The organism is Vibrio sp. SCSIO 43140 (assembly GCF_023716585.1).
Classification (GTDB): Bacteria; Pseudomonadota; Gammaproteobacteria; order Enterobacterales; family Vibrionaceae; genus Vibrio; species Vibrio maritimus_B.
Genome location: NZ_CP071850.1, coordinates 226,142 through 243,800, shown reverse-complemented (window position 1 = coordinate 243,800; position 17,659 = coordinate 226,142). Strand labels below are relative to the sequence as shown.

General features: G+C 48.0%; 21 protein-coding genes. 10 read left to right on the top strand and 11 right to left on the bottom strand.

What is annotated here, in order from left to right:
• Positions 1 to 5 precede the first annotated feature (5 nt).
• The 3 genes from J4N45_RS01170 to zapB form a co-directional block, all read right to left on the bottom strand.
• Positions 6 to 980, bottom strand: a complete 975-nt coding sequence (locus J4N45_RS01170; RefSeq protein ID WP_252014627.1) for a DHH family phosphoesterase — start codon at positions 978 to 980, stop codon at positions 6 to 8.
• A gap of 103 nt (positions 981 to 1,083) precedes the next feature.
• Positions 1,084 to 1,728: a TetR/AcrR family transcriptional regulator gene (locus tag J4N45_RS01165; protein WP_252013147.1), complete on the bottom strand. Its 645-nt coding sequence runs from the start codon at positions 1,726 to 1,728 to the stop codon at positions 1,084 to 1,086.
• Between the two features lie 196 nt (positions 1,729 to 1,924).
• Positions 1,925 to 2,167 carry a cell division protein ZapB gene (gene zapB, locus J4N45_RS01160; RefSeq protein WP_042478850.1) on the bottom strand — a complete coding sequence of 81 codons (243 nt, stop codon included), beginning with the start codon at positions 2,165 to 2,167 and terminating at the stop codon, positions 1,925 to 1,927.
• A gap of 325 nt (positions 2,168 to 2,492) precedes the next feature.
• On the opposite strand from zapB, the gene glpX reads away from it, so the two are divergent.
• The 3 genes from glpX to J4N45_RS01145 all read left to right on the top strand — a co-directional run bounded on the left by glpX (position 2,493) and on the right by J4N45_RS01145 (position 4,731).
• Complete coding sequence (gene glpX, locus J4N45_RS01155) at positions 2,493 to 3,500, top strand: class II fructose-bisphosphatase (RefSeq protein WP_042478847.1); 1,008 nt, start codon at positions 2,493 to 2,495, stop codon at positions 3,498 to 3,500.
• A gap of 167 nt (positions 3,501 to 3,667) precedes the next feature.
• The gene (locus J4N45_RS01150) at positions 3,668 to 4,288 is read left to right on the top strand and encodes a helix-turn-helix transcriptional regulator (RefSeq protein WP_252013145.1); all 621 of its coding nucleotides are present in this window, start codon (positions 3,668 to 3,670) and stop codon (positions 4,286 to 4,288) included.
• A gap of 113 nt (positions 4,289 to 4,401) precedes the next feature.
• Positions 4,402 to 4,731, top strand: coding sequence for a DUF3135 domain-containing protein (locus tag J4N45_RS01145; protein WP_252013143.1), 330 nt, complete (start codon positions 4,402 to 4,404; stop codon positions 4,729 to 4,731).
• 83 nt (positions 4,732 to 4,814) lie between these two features.
• Here the strand turns inward: J4N45_RS01145 and J4N45_RS01140 are convergent, their stop codons facing one another.
• Positions 4,815 to 5,240, bottom strand: coding sequence for a DUF805 domain-containing protein (locus J4N45_RS01140; protein ID WP_252013141.1), 426 nt, complete (start codon positions 5,238 to 5,240; stop codon positions 4,815 to 4,817).
• Positions 5,241 to 5,255: 15 nt separating this feature from the next.
• Positions 5,256 to 5,603, bottom strand: a complete 348-nt coding sequence (locus J4N45_RS01135) for a 5-carboxymethyl-2-hydroxymuconate Delta-isomerase (protein ID WP_252013139.1) — start codon at positions 5,601 to 5,603, stop codon at positions 5,256 to 5,258.
• A gap of 254 nt (positions 5,604 to 5,857) precedes the next feature.
• On the opposite strand from J4N45_RS01135, the gene tpiA reads away from it, so the two are divergent.
• Positions 5,858 to 6,631, top strand: a complete 774-nt coding sequence (gene tpiA / locus J4N45_RS01130; protein ID WP_042478835.1) for a triose-phosphate isomerase — start codon at positions 5,858 to 5,860, stop codon at positions 6,629 to 6,631.
• A gap of 141 nt (positions 6,632 to 6,772) precedes the next feature.
• Here tpiA and pfkA read toward each other — a convergent pair whose 3' ends face one another.
• The 3 genes from pfkA to J4N45_RS01115 all read right to left on the bottom strand — a co-directional run bounded on the left by pfkA (position 6,773) and on the right by J4N45_RS01115 (position 9,664).
• Positions 6,773 to 7,735, bottom strand: coding sequence for a 6-phosphofructokinase (gene pfkA, locus J4N45_RS01125; protein WP_252013137.1), 963 nt, complete (start codon positions 7,733 to 7,735; stop codon positions 6,773 to 6,775).
• A 290-nt stretch (positions 7,736 to 8,025) separates the two neighbouring features.
• Positions 8,026 to 8,934 carry a CDF family cation-efflux transporter FieF gene (gene fieF, locus J4N45_RS01120; protein WP_252013135.1) on the bottom strand — a complete coding sequence of 303 codons (909 nt, stop codon included), beginning with the start codon at positions 8,932 to 8,934 and terminating at the stop codon, positions 8,026 to 8,028.
• Positions 8,935 to 9,142: 208 nt separating this feature from the next.
• On the bottom strand, positions 9,143 to 9,664 hold the full coding sequence (locus J4N45_RS01115) for a CpxP family protein (RefSeq protein ID WP_252013133.1): 522 nt from the start codon (positions 9,662 to 9,664) through the stop codon (positions 9,143 to 9,145).
• A gap of 169 nt (positions 9,665 to 9,833) precedes the next feature.
• Between J4N45_RS01115 and J4N45_RS01110 the strand changes: the two genes are divergently transcribed.
• The 4 genes from J4N45_RS01110 to trmL all read left to right on the top strand — a co-directional run bounded on the left by J4N45_RS01110 (position 9,834) and on the right by trmL (position 13,957).
• The gene (locus tag J4N45_RS01110) at positions 9,834 to 10,517 is read left to right on the top strand and encodes a response regulator (protein WP_252013131.1); all 684 of its coding nucleotides are present in this window, start codon (positions 9,834 to 9,836) and stop codon (positions 10,515 to 10,517) included.
• A 2-nt stretch (positions 10,518 to 10,519) separates the two neighbouring features.
• The gene (cpxA, locus tag J4N45_RS01105; RefSeq protein ID WP_252013130.1) at positions 10,520 to 11,905 is read left to right on the top strand and encodes an envelope stress sensor histidine kinase CpxA; all 1,386 of its coding nucleotides are present in this window, start codon (positions 10,520 to 10,522) and stop codon (positions 11,903 to 11,905) included.
• A gap of 85 nt (positions 11,906 to 11,990) precedes the next feature.
• Complete coding sequence (locus tag J4N45_RS01100) at positions 11,991 to 13,115, top strand: M14 family metallopeptidase (RefSeq protein WP_252013129.1); 1,125 nt, start codon at positions 11,991 to 11,993, stop codon at positions 13,113 to 13,115.
• A gap of 365 nt (positions 13,116 to 13,480) precedes the next feature.
• Positions 13,481 to 13,957 (top strand): tRNA (uridine(34)/cytosine(34)/5-carboxymethylaminomethyluridine(34)-2'-O)-methyltransferase TrmL, encoded by a 477-nt coding sequence (trmL, locus tag J4N45_RS01095; protein WP_128648823.1) that lies wholly within the window; start codon positions 13,481 to 13,483, stop codon positions 13,955 to 13,957.
• 98 nt (positions 13,958 to 14,055) lie between these two features.
• Here trmL and rpmG read toward each other — a convergent pair whose 3' ends face one another.
• From rpmG to radC, 3 genes are all read right to left on the bottom strand, one after another.
• Positions 14,056 to 14,223, bottom strand: a complete 168-nt coding sequence (gene rpmG, locus J4N45_RS01090; RefSeq protein ID WP_002535344.1) for a 50S ribosomal protein L33 — start codon at positions 14,221 to 14,223, stop codon at positions 14,056 to 14,058.
• 13 nt (positions 14,224 to 14,236) lie between these two features.
• Positions 14,237 to 14,473, bottom strand: coding sequence for a 50S ribosomal protein L28 (gene rpmB, locus J4N45_RS01085; protein WP_004728407.1), 237 nt, complete (start codon positions 14,471 to 14,473; stop codon positions 14,237 to 14,239).
• A 299-nt stretch (positions 14,474 to 14,772) separates the two neighbouring features.
• Positions 14,773 to 15,447, bottom strand: coding sequence for a RadC family protein (radC, locus tag J4N45_RS01080; RefSeq protein WP_128648822.1), 675 nt, complete (start codon positions 15,445 to 15,447; stop codon positions 14,773 to 14,775).
• Between the two features lie 207 nt (positions 15,448 to 15,654).
• On the opposite strand from radC, the gene coaBC reads away from it, so the two are divergent.
• Both coaBC and slmA read left to right on the top strand, forming a co-directional pair.
• Entirely contained in the window at positions 15,655 to 16,863 is a 1,209-nt protein-coding gene (gene coaBC / locus J4N45_RS01075; RefSeq protein ID WP_252013128.1) for a bifunctional phosphopantothenoylcysteine decarboxylase/phosphopantothenate--cysteine ligase CoaBC, read from the top strand.
• Between the two features lie 205 nt (positions 16,864 to 17,068).
• The gene (gene slmA, locus J4N45_RS01070; protein WP_042478631.1) at positions 17,069 to 17,659 is read left to right on the top strand and encodes a nucleoid occlusion factor SlmA; all 591 of its coding nucleotides are present in this window, start codon (positions 17,069 to 17,071) and stop codon (positions 17,657 to 17,659) included.

The window sequence follows — 17,659 nt, the reverse complement described above, 5'->3', positions numbered from 1 at the left end:
GCTACTCATTGCTTTGAGTAGCGTGTTGTTGAAATCTCAATCAGCCTTTCTAGCTCGCTCTCTGGCATGCTGTTAATGCCGCCCGCCGCCTCTCTGCCACCACCGGTGGCAAACTGACTGCAAATTTCTCCTGCCCCTTGCTTATTATTAAGTGGCGCTCTCACCGAAACGGTATAGCACGGCTCTCCCGATACATCGCTTCTTGGCACCAATGAGACGTGCGCTTGATTAGGGGATTGATTGGCAAGTCTATTAATCCAGGTACCCGACATTCGTCTCGCTGCCGCACTATCCGGCAGCAAGACCACTTTAAGCACCGCTGAATCATGGCGTGTCTGCGCTGCGCTCAGCGCTGATTCGTCCTGCGCAAAGGCCGCTTTGAGTACATGATATGGGGAGCGGTGATCACCAATACACTCAAAAGGATCATGGTAGGCCAAAAGCTGCTGATACAAATCAACCGGATTAAAATGCAGGTCCTCGAGGCTTTCACCGTAGCCGTTGTAATTGATCAGCGTACCCAGCTCATTCAGTAAGCGGCGCTGCTCATCACTCAGCCCTAAAGTCGATGCCAATGCCTCAGCACTTGCCAGCATGTTGTCCCCATACGCAGCAGCAACCGCCCATAACCTAAATTGGCCTTGGAGCAACTTGTCGACAATCAGTGCCGTACAGGTATTCGCATCAAGGTCAATATGAGCATCAAGGTATTGGCTATTTGGAATGGAAGATGCCTTGTGATGGTCGATATAAGTAGTAGGAACATGATGATCCAAAAGCCCCTCGAGCGCGGCTTGATTTTTATCCATCGAGATATCAAGCACAGTCACTGAGCTTGCCTGCTCGAGTGGCACCTGCTGCAACAAAGCGATATCACGTTTAATGCCCGAGATGAGCTGACTCTCTATTGGCTGCGCCAAACGTAGTTGCAGTAAGGCAAGTATGCCGTCGGCATCGCCATTGAATACATCGTAATGCACCTTCACACTCTTCCTTTAATGCGGGGATAGAAACCACAAACCCTACTTGTTAAGTAGGGTTTGGACAATACGAATTGGCTATATATCATGCCGTTAGCAACAGTTAGCTTGTTGGGCTACCCATCATGCGAACGCCATCTTCTAGCAGCGTCAGTTGCTCTTTACCTTTATCAGTCGCCAGAGGCTTAACCACATGGATCATTTGTAGCATACCTTGTTGGATCACCTCTTCGGTGATTTTAGTGCGTGGTGACATCGCCGACTGATAGCTTAACCAACCCACTGCCATCATGTGCAGGGTTGTGACCAGTGACTTCAGCTCTTTATCGTTGATGGTGAGCAACTCGAGCTCTACAAATGCTTTAAGAATATTGACCAAGTTGCCCTGCAAACGCTCTTGGACCTCGATGTACTCTTCGTGCAGCTTCGGGTCTCGCTGCAAAATCTCTGGCAGATTGGCATAGAAAAAGCGGTATTTCCACATCAGAGTGAAGATGGAATCCAGGTAATGTTTCAGCAGTGCTAGGCTCTCTTGCTGGCCTTGGACTGGGGTAAAACGCTCGATGAGCTCTTGCGAGTAAAGCGCAAAAATCTCGCGAACGATTTCTTGTTTGTTTCGGAAATGGTAGTAGAGATTGCCCGGGCTAATCTCAATGTGCGCCGCAATATGGTTGGTTGTCACGTTGCGCTCGCCATCAGTATTGAACAAGTCGAGGGCGGCATAGACTATTTTGTCACGTGTTTTCATTCTAACTTTTCCTTTCCCTAGTTAGAGTTAGTATACGTGCTCAACTTGTACACGAAAAGTCAAGAGACAGTGAGTTACACTGGTTAGACCAAACAACACCGGTGTTTCGCATGTTCACCACGTGATCCATTCATGGTGAAAAAACAAAAAAGCACCCAATGCAGGGTGCTTTCAATATTCTCGAATGAGCGAAAAATTACTCTACTTCGTCCATTTTACCTAGTAGGTTGCGAATGCGCTCTTGCCATTGGCTATGCTCGCGCTGCATCTGTTCCGTCTTCTGCTCTAGCTCTACACGGCTGCTGCGTAGCTCTTCAGCTTGGTTCGCTAGCTGTGCTTTCTCTTCTTTCAATTCCTCTACTTCCATTTGAAGAAGAGCGATTGTGTCAACTGCAGTTTGAATTTTTGCTTCTAGTTGTTCCAGTACTTCAAAAGACATCTCGGCCTACCCTTGTTTAATCCTGTGAAATGAAAATGCTTCATTCTATATACCCTATAGTGCCCCATTCTACTCAGCCTAGAGAAGATAGACACGTCCTATATTGCAGATTTTTCACTATTCGGTCAAAAAAGCGCCGTAAACTGACCTGCCGTTTACTAAAAAACGTTATTCAATATTGGCTTCGGCTTTGCAAGCTCTCCACCATCTGCGATTTTAACGACAAGATCGCCACCAAACAGATAAAAAGGCAAACGTTTCCCTTCTGATATGCTAGAATTCGCGCCGTAAATCATTTGTCATTTTTCATTAAATTGGAGTCAGTATGAAGCGCGATTTAGCAATGGCTTTTTCACGAGTTACCGAAGGTGCCGCACTAGCAGGTTATAAGTGGCTAGGACGAGGCGACAAAAATGCTGCCGATGGTGCAGCGGTGGAGGTCATGCGCAGCCTACTGAACAAGACCGATATCGAAGGTGAAATCGTTATTGGTGAGGGTGAAATCGACGATGCACCTATGCTGTACATTGGTGAGCACGTAGGTATCGGTGGCGATGCGGTAGATATCGCTGTTGACCCAATTGAAGGCACACGTATGACGGCGATGGGGCAGTCTAACGCGCTAGCCGTTCTTGCTGCGGGCGAGAAAGGCAGCTTCTTGAAAGCTCCAGATATGTACATGGAAAAGCTGGTTGTGGGCCCTGGCGCTAAAGGCGTCATTGACCTTAACAAGCCACTCAAAGAAAACCTAAACAACATCGCAGCCGCGCTGGGCAAAACCCTTGATACTCTCGTAGTGACCACGCTAGCAAAACCACGCCACGATCAGGTTATCGCTGAGATGCAAGCAATGGGTGTTCGCGTGTTCGCAGTGCCAGATGGTGATGTAGCAGCATCGATTCTCACGTGTATGCCAGACAGTGAAGTCGACGTGATGTACTGCATCGGTGGCGCGCCCGAGGGTGTGGTTTCTGCTGCGGTAATTCGTGCGCTTGATGGTGACATGAACGGTCGTCTATTGCCTCGCCACGCCGTAAAAGGCGATACCGAAGAAAACCGTAAAGCAGGACAAGATGAGCTTGAGCGCTGCGCGGAAATGGGCGTTGAAGCGAATGTCGTGCTGCGTATGGAAGATATGGCACGTAGCGACAATGTCGTATTCTCGGCAACGGGCATCACTAAGGGTGACCTACTTGAGGGCATCACTCGCCAAGGCAACATCGCGACAACAGAAACCCTGCTGATTCGTGGGCGCTGTCGTACCATTCGACGCATCAAGTCTACGCACTACCTAGAGCGTAAAGACCCAGAGATCCGCGACATCATCCTTTAAGCGAGTTCGCGATAGAAAAGCGCTGATCTTCATCAGCGCTTTTTTTATTTGGTTAGACGTCATTTATCCATACGCAACATTGTAAATAATTTGCTTTATTAACCTTATCCGCCATAATACCTCGACTATCTTTACCTTAAGGCTGAACAAACAGAACGGATGCACTGATGAAAGCCACTGATCACATCATAGACATCATAAAACGCGAGGGAGCCGTCACCGCAAAACGTATTGCGGAGCGTTTGGGCATCACGACCATGGGTGCAAGGCAGCACCTCCAAAGCCTTGAAGAGGATGGATTGTTGCGATTCGAAGACGTCAAAGTCAAAGTGGGTCGCCCCAATAGACATTGGTCCTTGACCGCTCAAGGTCATGCGCGCTTTTCCGACCGCCATAGCGACCTCACCATTCAGTTTATTGACGCCATTGAGAATGTGTTTGGCAGTGAGGGGCTTGAAAAAGTCTCCAAAGAACGCGAGTTCAACACCCTCTCAACCTACCAGCCGCACTTTGATGAATTGCCCGACTTGCAAAGCAAGGTTCGGAAACTGACTGAATTGCGCGAGAAAGATGGCTACATGGCAGAGCTTGAGCAAACCGATGATGGGTTTGTGCTCATCGAGAATCACTGCCCTATTTGCAAAGCGGCTTCTCGCTGCGAAGCGCTATGTCAATCTGAGCTCAATGTATTCCAAGCCTTGGTTGGCAGCGACGTTAACGTCGAGCGCGATGAGCATATCGTTAAAGGCGCCAGACGATGCGTCTACAAGTTCCACGCAAAACAATAAGCCCAACCTACGTGTCTCAACTCTGAGACACGTCATGCATTTAAGTTTGTCTTTTCTCATTAAGTCCTACGCTATGAATATGGTTCGATAACGTTAGGCATAGGAAGGCAAACATGGCAGAGCCGATTTCACTTCCCTCTTTTGAGGATCTAGCAGCGATGGCAAAAGAAGACCCAGAGAAGCTCAGCCAACTGCGACATCAACTGTGTGAGCAATTTATCGAGAGCTGCTCGAGTGACATGCAACCAAGATTGCATGCCCAGCAATCCCACATTGAGCGAGTGCTGCAGCGCGCCAAAAACCCTATCCACGCTAATGTGCTGTTGAGAGAAGAGCTCCACAAGCAGATCGTTAAATTTTCAGAGGCGCTGCATGGTGATCTCCCATCGCCAAAACAAACGGCCGATGTATTGCCATTTCGCCGCGATGAGGAGTGGCGCTGAACCAGCTCATACGTAATAGAAAACAGTCGCGCACTAAAAAGGGAAGCCAATGCTTCCCTTTTCTCACACGATTCGTAAGCACATTACTTGGGCTCATCACCGTATTGGTTAGGACCTTCGGTGCCCTTAAGAAAACCGCACTCCACTAAAATCCATGCACCACACACTAGGGCTGAGAACGACAACAAACTTTGCACCATCGACGGCTGAGCGGCTGTCGCAGGATCTAACGTCGGTAAACTCATGCGCCCAAACACCAATGGCAAGTTAAGCAATAGCCACCAATTAGATTTATTGCGGTCATGCCAACGCTTCGCCGTGATAGCTAGGTCAGGGATAAGCAACATCAGCAATAGCAAGGGCAACAAAAACTGCATCACATTAGGGAATAGAAAATTAAGCCCCTGTGCAACAATCATAATGGCTAAGTAGTAACAGACATTCCACATCCAGAATGTCTTACGCCCAATGCGTCCATTGAATGAAAACAGTAACGATTTTAACGGCATCAAATCACTCTCGTATTAATTGGTAATCTTTTGAAAGCAGGTCTTGTCCATATCGCGAATGTTCACTGTTAAGCTCTTAATATGGCTCGCCTGCTCTCTTAGCACTTCCATCAGCTTTCTTGAAAGCTCGCGTTTTTGCTCATCTGTTCTTCCAGATAATAGCTCAAAGCTGATGTGCACAAAATCTTCGCTGTCACCATACTCGCCAATCAACCAGTTGTGGCTGCGCAGGGAACGCGACTTAACAGAATCACCGTCAAACAGTCCGCAGTTCAACGTCACTCGGTGTAGGTCTTCCAATAACCCTTGTACATTCAACCTTTCATCGGCTGTATTCGAATATTCTAGAACCAGATTCGGCATACGACTTCCCTTTGTTGTGACCAATAGGCGACAAGGTATAGCAAGCCGCGAGTAAAATTCCGAGAAGTATTCTATTATTCTGTTTACTGGATCACTTGGGCGAGCCATTCTGGGCAATTGTTAGGATAAGATACCAAAGCGATAAAGAAATGACCCCAATCATGATCTACATGAATTAATCTGTTATATTCTTTCGTAATCACGTTTATTTTTTACATTCGTTTTTTACAAACACTGATTTTGGAGAAAATCTCATGCGTCAACCTGTAGTTATGGGTAACTGGAAACTCAACGGCAGCAAAGCAATGGTAACTGAGCTGCTAACTGGTCTAAACGCTGAACTTGAAGGCGTAACTGGTGTAGACGTGGCGGTAGCTCCACCAGCACTATACATCGATCTAGCTGAGCGTGTAATCGCGGAAGGCGGCAACAAGATCATCCTTGGTGCACAAAACACAGACCTAAACAACAGCGGTGCTTTCACTGGCGACATGTCTCCAGAAATGCTGAAAGACTTCGGTGCTACTCACATCATCATCGGTCACTCTGAGCGTCGTGAGTACCACAACGAATCAGACGAGTTCATCGCTAAGAAATTCGCATTCCTAAAAGAGAACGGCCTGAAGCCAGTTTTCTGTATCGGTGAATCTGAAGCGCAAAACGAAGCAGGCGAAACTGAAGCAGTTTGTGCACGTCAAATCAACGCAGTGATCGACGCTTACGGTGTTGAAGCACTTAACGACGCTATCATCGCATACGAGCCAATCTGGGCTATCGGTACTGGTAAAGCAGCAACTGCAGAAGATGCACAGCGCATCCACGCTTCTATCCGCGCTCTAATCGCAGAGAAAGACGCAGCAGTAGCTGAGCAAGTAATCATCCAATACGGTGGTTCTGTTAAGCCAGAGAACGCAGAAGCTTACTTCTCACAACCAGACATCGACGGTGCTCTAGTTGGTGGTGCATCTCTAGATGCTAAGAGCTTCGCAGCTATCGCTAAAGCAGCGGCGGCAGCTAAAGCTAAGTAATCTCTATTGATTACCAAAGAGCCGGTTCTTGGGGAGCCGGCTTTTTTGTGCCTGCTCGCTAGGCATGCTGCTCCGGGCTCGCGCATAAAAAAGCCGCTGCAAATGCAGCGGCTTTTCACGAATATTTCGGTGCAAGTTCTATTAGAACAGCTCTTCAGCTACCTTGAATAGGTCATCACGTACTGGACGCTTCATGTTCTCAATCGCATCAATGATGTCGTGGTGAACAAGCTGCTCTTTCTGGATACCAACACAACGGCCACCGTGACCTTCTAGAAGAAGGTGAACCGCGTAGTTACCCATGCGAGATGCTAGAACACGGTCGAACGCCGTTGGACGACCACCACGCTGAATGTGACCAAGTACCGTTGCGCGAGTCTCACGACCTGTTGCGTCTTCGATCTCTTTTGCTAGCTCATTGGCATCCATCATTAGCTCAGTAAGTGCAATGATGGCGTGCTTCTTACCTTTAGCAATACCGTCTTGGATGTTGCTGATAAGCTGGTCTTTATTCAGACCCGTTTCTGGAGTAATGATGTACTCACAGCCACCAGCGATTGCAGACATCAGGGTTAGATCACCACAGTGACGACCCATGATTTCTACGATAGAAATACGTTGGTGAGATGATGATGTGTCACGCAGACGGTCGATCGCGTCGATTACCGTGTTTAGTGCCGTTAGGTAACCGATCGTGTAGTCAGTACCTGCGATGTCGTTGTCGATAGTGCCTGGAAGACCGATACATGGGTAACCCATCTCTGTTAGCTTTTTCGCACCCATGTAAGAGCCGTCACCACCAATAACCACTAGTGCATCGATGCCGTGCTTCTTAAGGTTCTCGATCGCTTTTTCACGAACTTCCACTTCTTTAAACTCAGGGAAACGTGCAGAACCTAGGAATGTACCACCACGGTTGATCACGTCAGAAACGCTTGAACGATCAAGCGGCTTGATACGGTCTTCATAAAGACCAAGGTAGCCGTCGAATACGCCGTACACTTCCAAGCCCTCTGACAGAGCAGTACGAACCACGCCGCGTACCGCAGCATTCATACCAGGTGCGTCACCACCACTTGTCAAAACACCAATTTTCTTAATCATGCTCACCCTCGATTTGGCAATCTAATTTTAAACTTTAAGTAGGTCGCATAAACCTGCGCCCCACGGAAATCTTGTTGTTATCGTTACTCTTTGTCAGCGCGTTCCCCAAAACATCACTGACGTAACTTTATTACTTATGTAAGAGTATTACAGTTTATACTGGCTCTTACGTTGATTCACATCAGAATCGCACTTTTTTATCACGCGCATTGATAATAGACAATTGAATTTAACATTGCCATGTCTACTCAGCCTCACCCCATAGTGCTGCTTGCTCTACGCCCCGTGCGTTAAAACTCTTGTTTCTTCTGTTCTGCCTCTTCATGCAACACCACTGAATACGGGTCCTGATGAATGATGACGTCTGCGCCCGGGAATGCCTCTATCACTTTTTCTTCTGCGAGATCGGCAATGCGATGTGCTTCTATCAGTGGTAAATGGTCATCCAGCTCTAAGTGTAACTGAATGAAACGAACCGGTCCGGACATGCGCGTTCTGAGCTGATGGACACCGATCACCCCTTCTACGTTATTACAGACCTGACGAATCACAACCAGCTCTTCTTCTGGTAGCTGACGGTCCAAAAGCGATTGAACCGCTTCATAAGCCATCTTAATCGCACTCACCAGAATGAAGACGCCAATCGCGACTGCGAACACAGAGTCAGCCTGACCAATGCCATACCAGCTCAGTCCTAACGCCACCATAATTGCAACATTCATATATAGGTCGGTTTGATAATGCAAAGAGTCTGCGGCAATGGCCTGACTGCCGGTCTTTTTCACTACATATTTTTGAAAAGCTACCAAACCCGACGTGAGCACCAATGCGAATAAACTGACATAGATGCCAAGCTCAGGAGAATTAAGCTCATGGGGTCTAAAGAAGCGGTCAACACCGTTGAGAATGAGGAAGCAGGCTGAGCCGGTGATAAACATTGATTGCGCCAACGCAGCCAGGGATTCGGCTTTGCCATGCCCAAAGGTATGCTCTTTGTCTGCCGGTTGCAGAGAGTATCGAACCACCACTAAGTTAATAACTGAAGCGGCAATATCTAGTAGGGAATCAATTAAAGAGGCGAGTAAGCTGACCGAGCCTGTCACCCACCAGGTGATCACCTTTGCTATCAGCAAAATGGTCGCTATCGTCGTTGCAGCCCATGCTGCGGTTGTCACCAGTTTCGCGTAGTTATCCTTCATGCGCTAAGTGTTAGGTCCTTGGGTTATTTCTAAACACAAAGCAAGTATACCGATTATTGATGACAAAAATAGAAAAAAGCGACCAAATTTGGTCGCAACAGATAGTGACAAAAGTGAATGAGAAAAAGTCACTATAAGGGAAATTCACAATCATCAGGTCGCAGGACCCAAAGAAAAGCCATCGCGAACCGCGATGGCTTTTAGACTATTACTCTTCAGAAAACTTCTCTGCGCGCTTCTCCATTTTCGCGAAGCATTTTTCCATACGCTCTTGAGACAGTTCTTTGAACTTCACTTTTTGCTCTGGCGTTAGAATGCTCATCATCTCATGCTGCTTCTCTAGCTTTTTCACGCGACGTTCGGCTTGTTTTTCAACCATTTCCGTTGCTAGAGCATTCGCAGCTTCTGCATCAAAGGTATCGGCCAATACCAAATCTTGCATTTGTTGCTGGCGGGCCTGCATTTCCGCTTTCTTAGCAGCAAAATCACCACCAAACTTCTGTTTCATCTGCTGCTTGTTGCTTTCGCGAAGCTGCTTCATCTGCTCTTTCTGAGCGTCAGTTAAGTCAAGTTCGCGGAACATGCGCTTGCCATCGAATCCACCGCACATACCCTCACCACCTTTACCGTGATGACCACCTTTACCACCACCGTATGCGAGTGCGCTTGCTGAGCCTAGAGCGAGTGGAAGAACTGTTGCAGCGATAACCAATTTTTTTGAAAGTTTCATAATCTTTACCCTTATGTGATTCATACCATGGCTGCCTCTGCAGCGCTTGAGTATAGAATAGGGGCTAGCGCGTAAAGCAACGTACAGCGAGCGTAAAGAATCGTAAAGATCGCTTTTTTGGGACATTAACGCTTTATTATTACAGGGCACAATAGATTCTGAGGTAGATATGACACACATTCTTCTTATCGATGACGACACTGAACTCACCAGCTTATTAAAAGATATTCTCAGCTATGAGGGCTTTGATGTTTCCGAAGCTAACGATGGTTTCGCAGGTCTAGAAGCGATGAGCGAAGAGATCGATTTGGTATTAATGGATGTGATGATGCCGCGCCTAAATGGCATGGACACACTCAAGAAGCTGCGTGAAAGCTGGGAAACGCCGGTATTAATGCTCACCGCGAAAGGCGAAGAGATCGACCGTGTCATTGGTTTAGAGCTCGGCGCTGACGACTACTTACCAAAGCCCTTTAGTGATAGGGAGCTGTTAGCACGTATCAAAGCGATCCTCAGACGCACCTCCAACAAATCCGAGACCAATACCTCTGACGGTGTGCGTTTCGACGATATTGAAGTTTTCCCAGCAAGACAAGAAGCAACCTGTCAGGGCAACCTGCTCGATCTCACTACAACCGAGTTCGCACTGCTGCAATACTTTGTGCAAAAGCCTGGGGAAACCTTAACCAAAGAAGCGCTCAGTCTTGATGTGCTCGGCAAGCGACTGTCTGCGTTTGACCGCGCTGTCGATATGCACGTATCGAACCTAAGAAAAAAACTTCCCGAGAAATTAGACGGCAAGCCTAGAATCAAGACCCTTCGTGGTCGCGGCTACTTGCTAGTGAAGGAATAATGATGAAACTGCCCAAGATCACCAGCCTGTATGGTCGTATTTTTGCCATCTTTTGGTTTACCATGTTGTTGGTGCTGATTGCAGTACTGGCACTCCCGCACCTTGATCCTCGTGTGGCAAAAGAGGTCTCCGGAGAAACACTTGGGCAGATGACCAATGTTCGCGACAGAATTGAGCGCGAATTTGCTGGTGAGGACAATATTGGGCGTATCGTCTACAAGATTGACAAGTCTGAACGACAGCACAATAAAGACCATAAATCCAAAGGACCGAGCTTCTTTATTGTCGACCAAGAAGGCAACATTCTGAGCACGCAAAAGCGCACAGACTTCAAAGAGCGTATGCTCAAAAACTTCATCACCTCGGTTGACGCCTTCGATACGCCAATGCAAAAGCTCTACGGGCGCTATATGCTTGTAGGACCGATGCCGATCGAGCTAGCGAATCAGGATTACTATCTCTATATCGGACTGCGCTGGACGCAGCCACCACCGTTTCTGCTCCGTATGTTTGATAAGCCGTTCCAGCTTTTGCTCGTGGTGATGGCAGTCAGTACACCGCTACTGCTGTGGCTTGCCTGGGCGCTTAGCCAGCCTGCAAGACGCCTTGAGCGCGCCGCCAAACGGGTCGCCAATGGAGAGTTCAAGCCAGATCCAGACCTAGAAACCGGTACGACGGAATTTCGACAAGCCGGTCAGAGCTTTAACCAAATGGTGCTGGCCGTAAATCAAATGATTTCAGGTCAGCAGCGGCTGCTCTCTGATATCTCTCACGAGCTTCGTTCACCACTTACGCGCCTTAGAATGGCGACAGGCCTCGCGGCACGTAAGCAAGGAGAAAGTGCAGAGCTTACACGTATTGATACCGAGGCGCAGCGGTTAGAACAGATGATAGGTGAACTGCTCGAACTATCGCGCATGAGTACTGACAGTCACGTCACGCGAGAAAGCCAACCAGCAAGCAGCCTTTGGGAAGAGATCTTCAGTGACGCTCAGTTTGAGGCTGAACAAGTGGGTAAAGCGCTGCACTTCTCCGAGATACCTGACGTTTCCATTGTCGGTAACCCGAAGCTTCTTATGAGCGCTATCGAGAATATCGTTCGTAACGCCATTCGCTATAGCGAATCAGAGATCAACATCGCCGTCTATCAGCAATCAGAGATGCTAAACATCATCGTAGAGGATGATGGTCCTGGTGTGCCTGATGACGAGCTTGAAGATATCTTTAGACCTTTCTATCGCGTCTCTACCGCACGCGATCGTGACTCTGGGGGGACGGGTCTTGGTCTGGCGATCACGCAAAGCGCTATCGTTCAACACAGTGGACAAATTAACGCCTCACGCAGTGAGCTCGGTGGCTTAAAAATGCACGTTGAATTGCCGCTATAAAATCAGCAATTCAGCGATATTGATTCTACACTCTTTGTGGTAGCCTCTCGGCTCATGCTCAACATAGAATAAGAGAATCAAGCAGATGAAGATCTTCAGTAATTTCGAGAGTGGCAACATTGAGGTTGTCAGCATTGAAAACAGAGACGATATCCAGCTAAAAATACAAAACGACAACCAGTCTGAGTTCTATCAATGGTTTCACTTCCGACTAGAAACTCAGGCTGAACAGTCTCACACCATTAAGATCCTTGACCTCGCTAAGTCTGCCTACCCTGAAGGTTGGAAGGGCTATGACGTCGTTGCTTCTTACGACCGAGAAGAATGGTTCCGCATCCCATCCGAGTTCGATGGTGATACCTTAAGCTTTCACGTCCTTCCTGAGCGTGGTTCGATGTACTTTGCCTACTTTGCACCGTACTCCTACGACCGTCACCTAGACCTTCTACACATGGCGCAAACCGAGCACCACTGCACTTTAGAGACCCTAGGCCACACACTAGATAACAATGACATGTCGCTACTGACCTTTGGTGAGCCAGAAGAAGGTAAGAAGAATATCTGGGTTATCGCGCGTCAGCACCCTGGTGAGACCATGGCAGAGTGGTTTATGGAAGGCCTTATTCAGCGCCTTGTCGATGAAACCGACACCACGGCGCAAGCGCTGCTAGAAAAAGCCGTACTTTACGTGGTACCAAACATGAACCCAGATGGCGCAAATCGCGGCCACCTGCGCACGAATGCGGTTGGTGTAAACCTAAACCGTGAATGGCAGTCTCCTTCGATGGAGAAAAGTCCAGAGGTGTTCCTGGTTCGTGAGAAGATGCTGCAAACAGGTGTCGATATGTTCTTAGACATCCACGGTGATGAAGCGATCCCCTACAACTTTGCAGCAGGCTCTGAAGGCATCCCTTCTTACGACGAGCGTCACGCAGGGCTTGAGAATGCGTTCAAACAAGCGCTACTCACCATTACTCCTGAGTTCCAAGACGACTACGGCTATGATAAAGATGAACCGGGCAAGGCTAACCTGACCGTTGGTTCAAACTGGGTAGCAGAGCAGTTCCGCTGCCTGTCATACACCATTGAAATGCCGTTTAAAGACAACAACAACTACCCAGATCCTTTATATGGCTGGTCGCCTGAGCGCAGTATTAAGTTTGGTCATGATATGGTGGCGGCAACGATGGCGGTGACGGATAAGCTGTAATCTCGAAAGACATAATGTCTTGTCATTCCGCTAGCCGCGCGCCTGTGCACACAGGAATCTACGTGAGGTTTGGTGCGCGCTTTGAGTAGATCCCCGCCTGCGCGGGGATGACGATAATTTTAGGTACGACGTACTCGAGAACGTCGTCATTCCGCTAGCCGCGCGCCTGCGCACACAGGAATCTACTTGAGGCTTGGTGCACGCTTTAGGTAGATCCCCGCCTCCGCGGGATGACGATAGCTTTTGAGGTCACGATAATTTTGAGGACGACGGCAGCCTTAAGGTGCACGATAGTCTTAGGGATGACGTTCTTTTTGCTCTTCGGGTATACTCATTCCATTATTTAGTATGAGTCGACACCCACTATGTTTGATATCGCCCTCTACGAGCCAGAAATTGCTCCTAATACCGGAAACATCATCCGACTTTGTGCCAACTGTGGTGCAAACCTACACCTTATCGAACCGCTTGGTTTTGATTTAGAAGAGAAAAAGGTCCGTCGTGCCGGTCTCGACTATCATGACCTTGCTCGTGTAAAGCGCCATAAAGACTACGCAGCGTTTCTTGCTTATCTTGAAGAGAACAATCCGAGCTACCGCTTATTTGCTTGTACAACAAAAACCACTGGCCATCACACGGATGCGAAGTACCAGCAAGGTGATGTATTGCTATTTGGACCAGAAACCCGCGGTCTGCCCGCAGAAGTGATTGAAAGCCTGCCAATGGAACAGCGTATTCGTATTCCTATGATGCCAGATGCGCGCAGCCTAAACCTATCCAATGCGGTAGCGATTATTGCCTATGAAGCGTGGCGACAGTTTGGTTTTGAAGGGGCGGTTTAAGCCCTTTTTAGCGACAGCGTTAACCGAGCCTGATTTTCAGGCAATAAAAAACCCAGCCGAGGCTGGGTTTTCAATACTTACAAGCAGATGCTTATCAATTACTTGATTTTAGCTTCTTTGTACATAACGTGTTGGCGAACAACTGGATCAAACTTTTTGATCTCAAATTTGCCTGGCATGTTACGCTTGTTCTTGTCAGTTGTGTAGAAGTGACCAGTACCTGCAGAAGATACTAGACGAATTTTCTCACGAATGCCTTTAGCCATTGCTTAATTCCTCTTATACGTTCTCGCCACGAGCGCGGATATCAACAAGAACAGCATCGATGCCTTTCTTATCAATAATACGCATACCCTTAGCGGTTAGACGTAGTTTAACAAAGCGTTTTTCGCTTTCTACCCAGAAACGATGAGTTTGTAGGTTCGGCAGAAAACGACGCTTGGTAGCATTTCGTGCGTGTGAACGGTTGTTACCCGTTACAGGACGCTTACCAGTTACTTGGCATACTCGGGACATGAATGTCTTCTCCAAATCGTTTCAGCTCGATATCAACCTTGGTGGCCGAACCTCAATTATAAGAGGCCATAACCATTATGGAGTACCCATACAAGGCTATCAAAGGTCGCGCATTATACTAACTTGACATGCATTGCTCAAGACCCGAACAGATCCTTTTTTAAGGATTTGCTGATCTTTTTCACTTTGAGCTGATGTTGGTTGATAATTTAGTGCGCGAATCATAGCAGAAAATCACCAAAACAAAAGCTCTGTCTCACAGTTATTACAATAAAAAACGCTTTCTACTGTTTCAAAAGCTAAATCCAGCCTCTTTCAGCGAAAGAGGTCACCTCTCCATCGCCAATAACAAAGTGGTCTAAGATACGAATATCGACCAATCCCAGTGCATCGCTGAGCCGTCTTGTGATCCTTCGGTCTGCTTGGCTAGGCTCTGAGATACCCGACGGATGATTATGAGCCAGTATCAATGCCGCTGCATTATGCTGCAGAGCGCGCTTAACCACCTCACGCGGATAGACCGATGCGGCATCAATGGTTCCCTCAAACATCACTTCATCTGAAATCACCCGATTTTGATTATCGAGAAACAGAACATAGAAGGCTTCTCGCTGACGGTCACGTAATATAGACATCAGATAAAGCTTGGTCTGTTCCGGACTGTTGAGGCTATCACCACGTTTAAGCGTTTCTGACAAATAGCGCTGACTCATCTCTAACACCGCTTGAAGCTGCACGAACTTCGCAAGCCCTAGCCCCTTGTGATGACAAAACTCCTCTTTCGATGCCGAGAATAGGGCTCGTAGTGAACCAAACTCCGTCAAAAGCCTGTCTGCGAGCTGAATGACGTTCAACCCCTTGGTTCCGGTTCGTAGAAATATCGCCAACAACTCGGCATCAGAAAGCGCCTGGCTGCCACGCATCAAAAGCTTCTCTCGTGGCATAGAGTCATTGGGAAGCTGTTTAATAGTCATATATAGAAGAAAACAGAAATAGGTGCCGTGTTATTGCCTAATACAGAAAGAGCGAAAAGTACCTAAAAGACAAGCTGGGAGTCTTCCCTCTTTATTATGTAATTGTGTTGTCTGATAGCGTTCGAGAAATCACGGCATGAATGGCAGCAGTAGCGAGGGAGCATGGCTTTTGCTATCTTAGCCGCAGAAAAATGTAAGGAGCAAGCTATGCAAACGTTAGCGGGTAAGAAAATACTACTTGGCATCAGTGGTGGCATCGCCGCCTACAAATGTGCGGAACTCACCAGGCGTCTCATCGAGCGCGGTGCTGAGGTACAAGTGGTGATGACCAAAGCTGCAAAGGAGTTTATCACGCCACTCACCATGCAGGCGGTGTCGGGCAGACCCGTCTCAGATAGCTTGCTCGATCCTGCCGCAGAAGCCTCCATGGGACACATTGAGCTGGCGAAATGGGCCGATCTTGTCTTGCTTGCTCCAGCGACCGCTGACCTTATTGGACGCATGAGCGCTGGCATGGGTAACGATTTGCTATCAACACTTGTCCTAGCCACCGACGCTCCGATTGCCGTCTCTCCGGCCATGAACCAACAGATGTACCGCAATGTCGCGACACAAGAAAACATCGCAACCCTTGCCCGTCGAGGCATGATGGTGTGGGGGCCAGCGGCAGGCGAACAGGCTTGTGGCGACGTCGGTCCTGGCCGAATGCTGGAGCCAATGCAACTTGTCGAGCGCTGTGAGCAGTTCTTTGGACCAAAACCATTGACGGGTATATCCGTTGTGATTACAGCAGGCCCAACTCGTGAAGCCATTGACCCAGTGCGCTACATCTCTAACCATAGCTCAGGAAAAATGGGCTTCGCACTTGCCGAGGCTGCGAGCCAACTTGGCGCAGAGGTCACGCTGATTGCAGGTCCGGTTTCACTATCCACACCTTCTAATGTGAAACGTATTGATGTCGTCAGTGCTGAGCAGATGCATAAAGCCGCACTTGAAGCGGCAACCAAGCACGACATCTTTATTGGCTGTGCGGCTGTTGCCGACTATCGCCCTGTCGATGTGGCTACTCAAAAAATCAAGAAAACGGCCGACAACAATGATATGCAGATCGTGATGGTGAAAAATCCAGATATCATTGCTGATGTGGCGTCCCTTACTCAGCATCGCCCTTTCACCGTCGGTTTTGCCGCAGAAACGCAAGATGTCGAGACTTACGCCTTAGGTAAGCTAACACGTAAGAATCTGGATATGATTTGCGCAAATGATGTCTCAGTGGAAGGTCAAGGCTTTAACAGTGACTCAAATGCGATTACCGTGTACTGGCAAGGCGGTCAGCAAGTCCTTGGTAGCGCGAAGAAAACCGATCTAGGTCGCGCTATTCTAGAGTGCATTTCAGCTAAGCTAGCCAGCGCTTAATCCCTATGGGTCCCGCGCGATGTCAAACGGACATCGTGCAAACCCCACCCTATGCTCGCCAGCCCTGCGAGATAGATTGTTACACACTTCAACCATTTAGCATGTTGAACTGTGTAGATAAAACGCGCTTGGGTACACTAACAGATTCACTAATGGGCGTTATCGTGCTGATTTAGGCATGCAGTAATCAAAAGGAATAGGATTTATGTCCGCTACGAGAAAGTCGAACCGAAAAGAGGAGATCCTTCAGGCTCTTGCTCAGATGCTAGAGTCCAACGAAGGCACATCTCGCATCACGACCGCAAAGCTTGCAAAGCAAGTGGGTGTGTCTGAAGCGGCACTCTATCGTCATTTTCCAAGCAAAGCACGAATGTTTGAAGGGCTCATCGAGTTTATCGAAGAATCGCTCATGTCTCGCATCAATCGTATCTTAGATGAAGAAAAAGACACCCTGACCCGCATTCGTATGGTGTTGCAACTAATTTTGGCGTTTTCTGAGCGTAATCCAGGTTTGAGTCGCATTCTCTCTGGCCATGCTCTAATGTTTGAGAATGAACGATTACGTGACCGAATTAATCAGCTTTATGAAAGAATTGAGACATCTTTGCGTCAAATCTTGCGCGAGCGCAAAATTCGTGAAGGCAAAAGTTTCCCTGTCGATGAAAAGATCCTTGCCGCACAATTACTGGGGCAGGTCGAAGGCAGTTTAAATCGCTTCGTACGTTCTGATTTTAAATACACTCCAACGTCCACCTTTGACGAGTACTGGTCGTTGCTAAAACTACAATTGCAATAA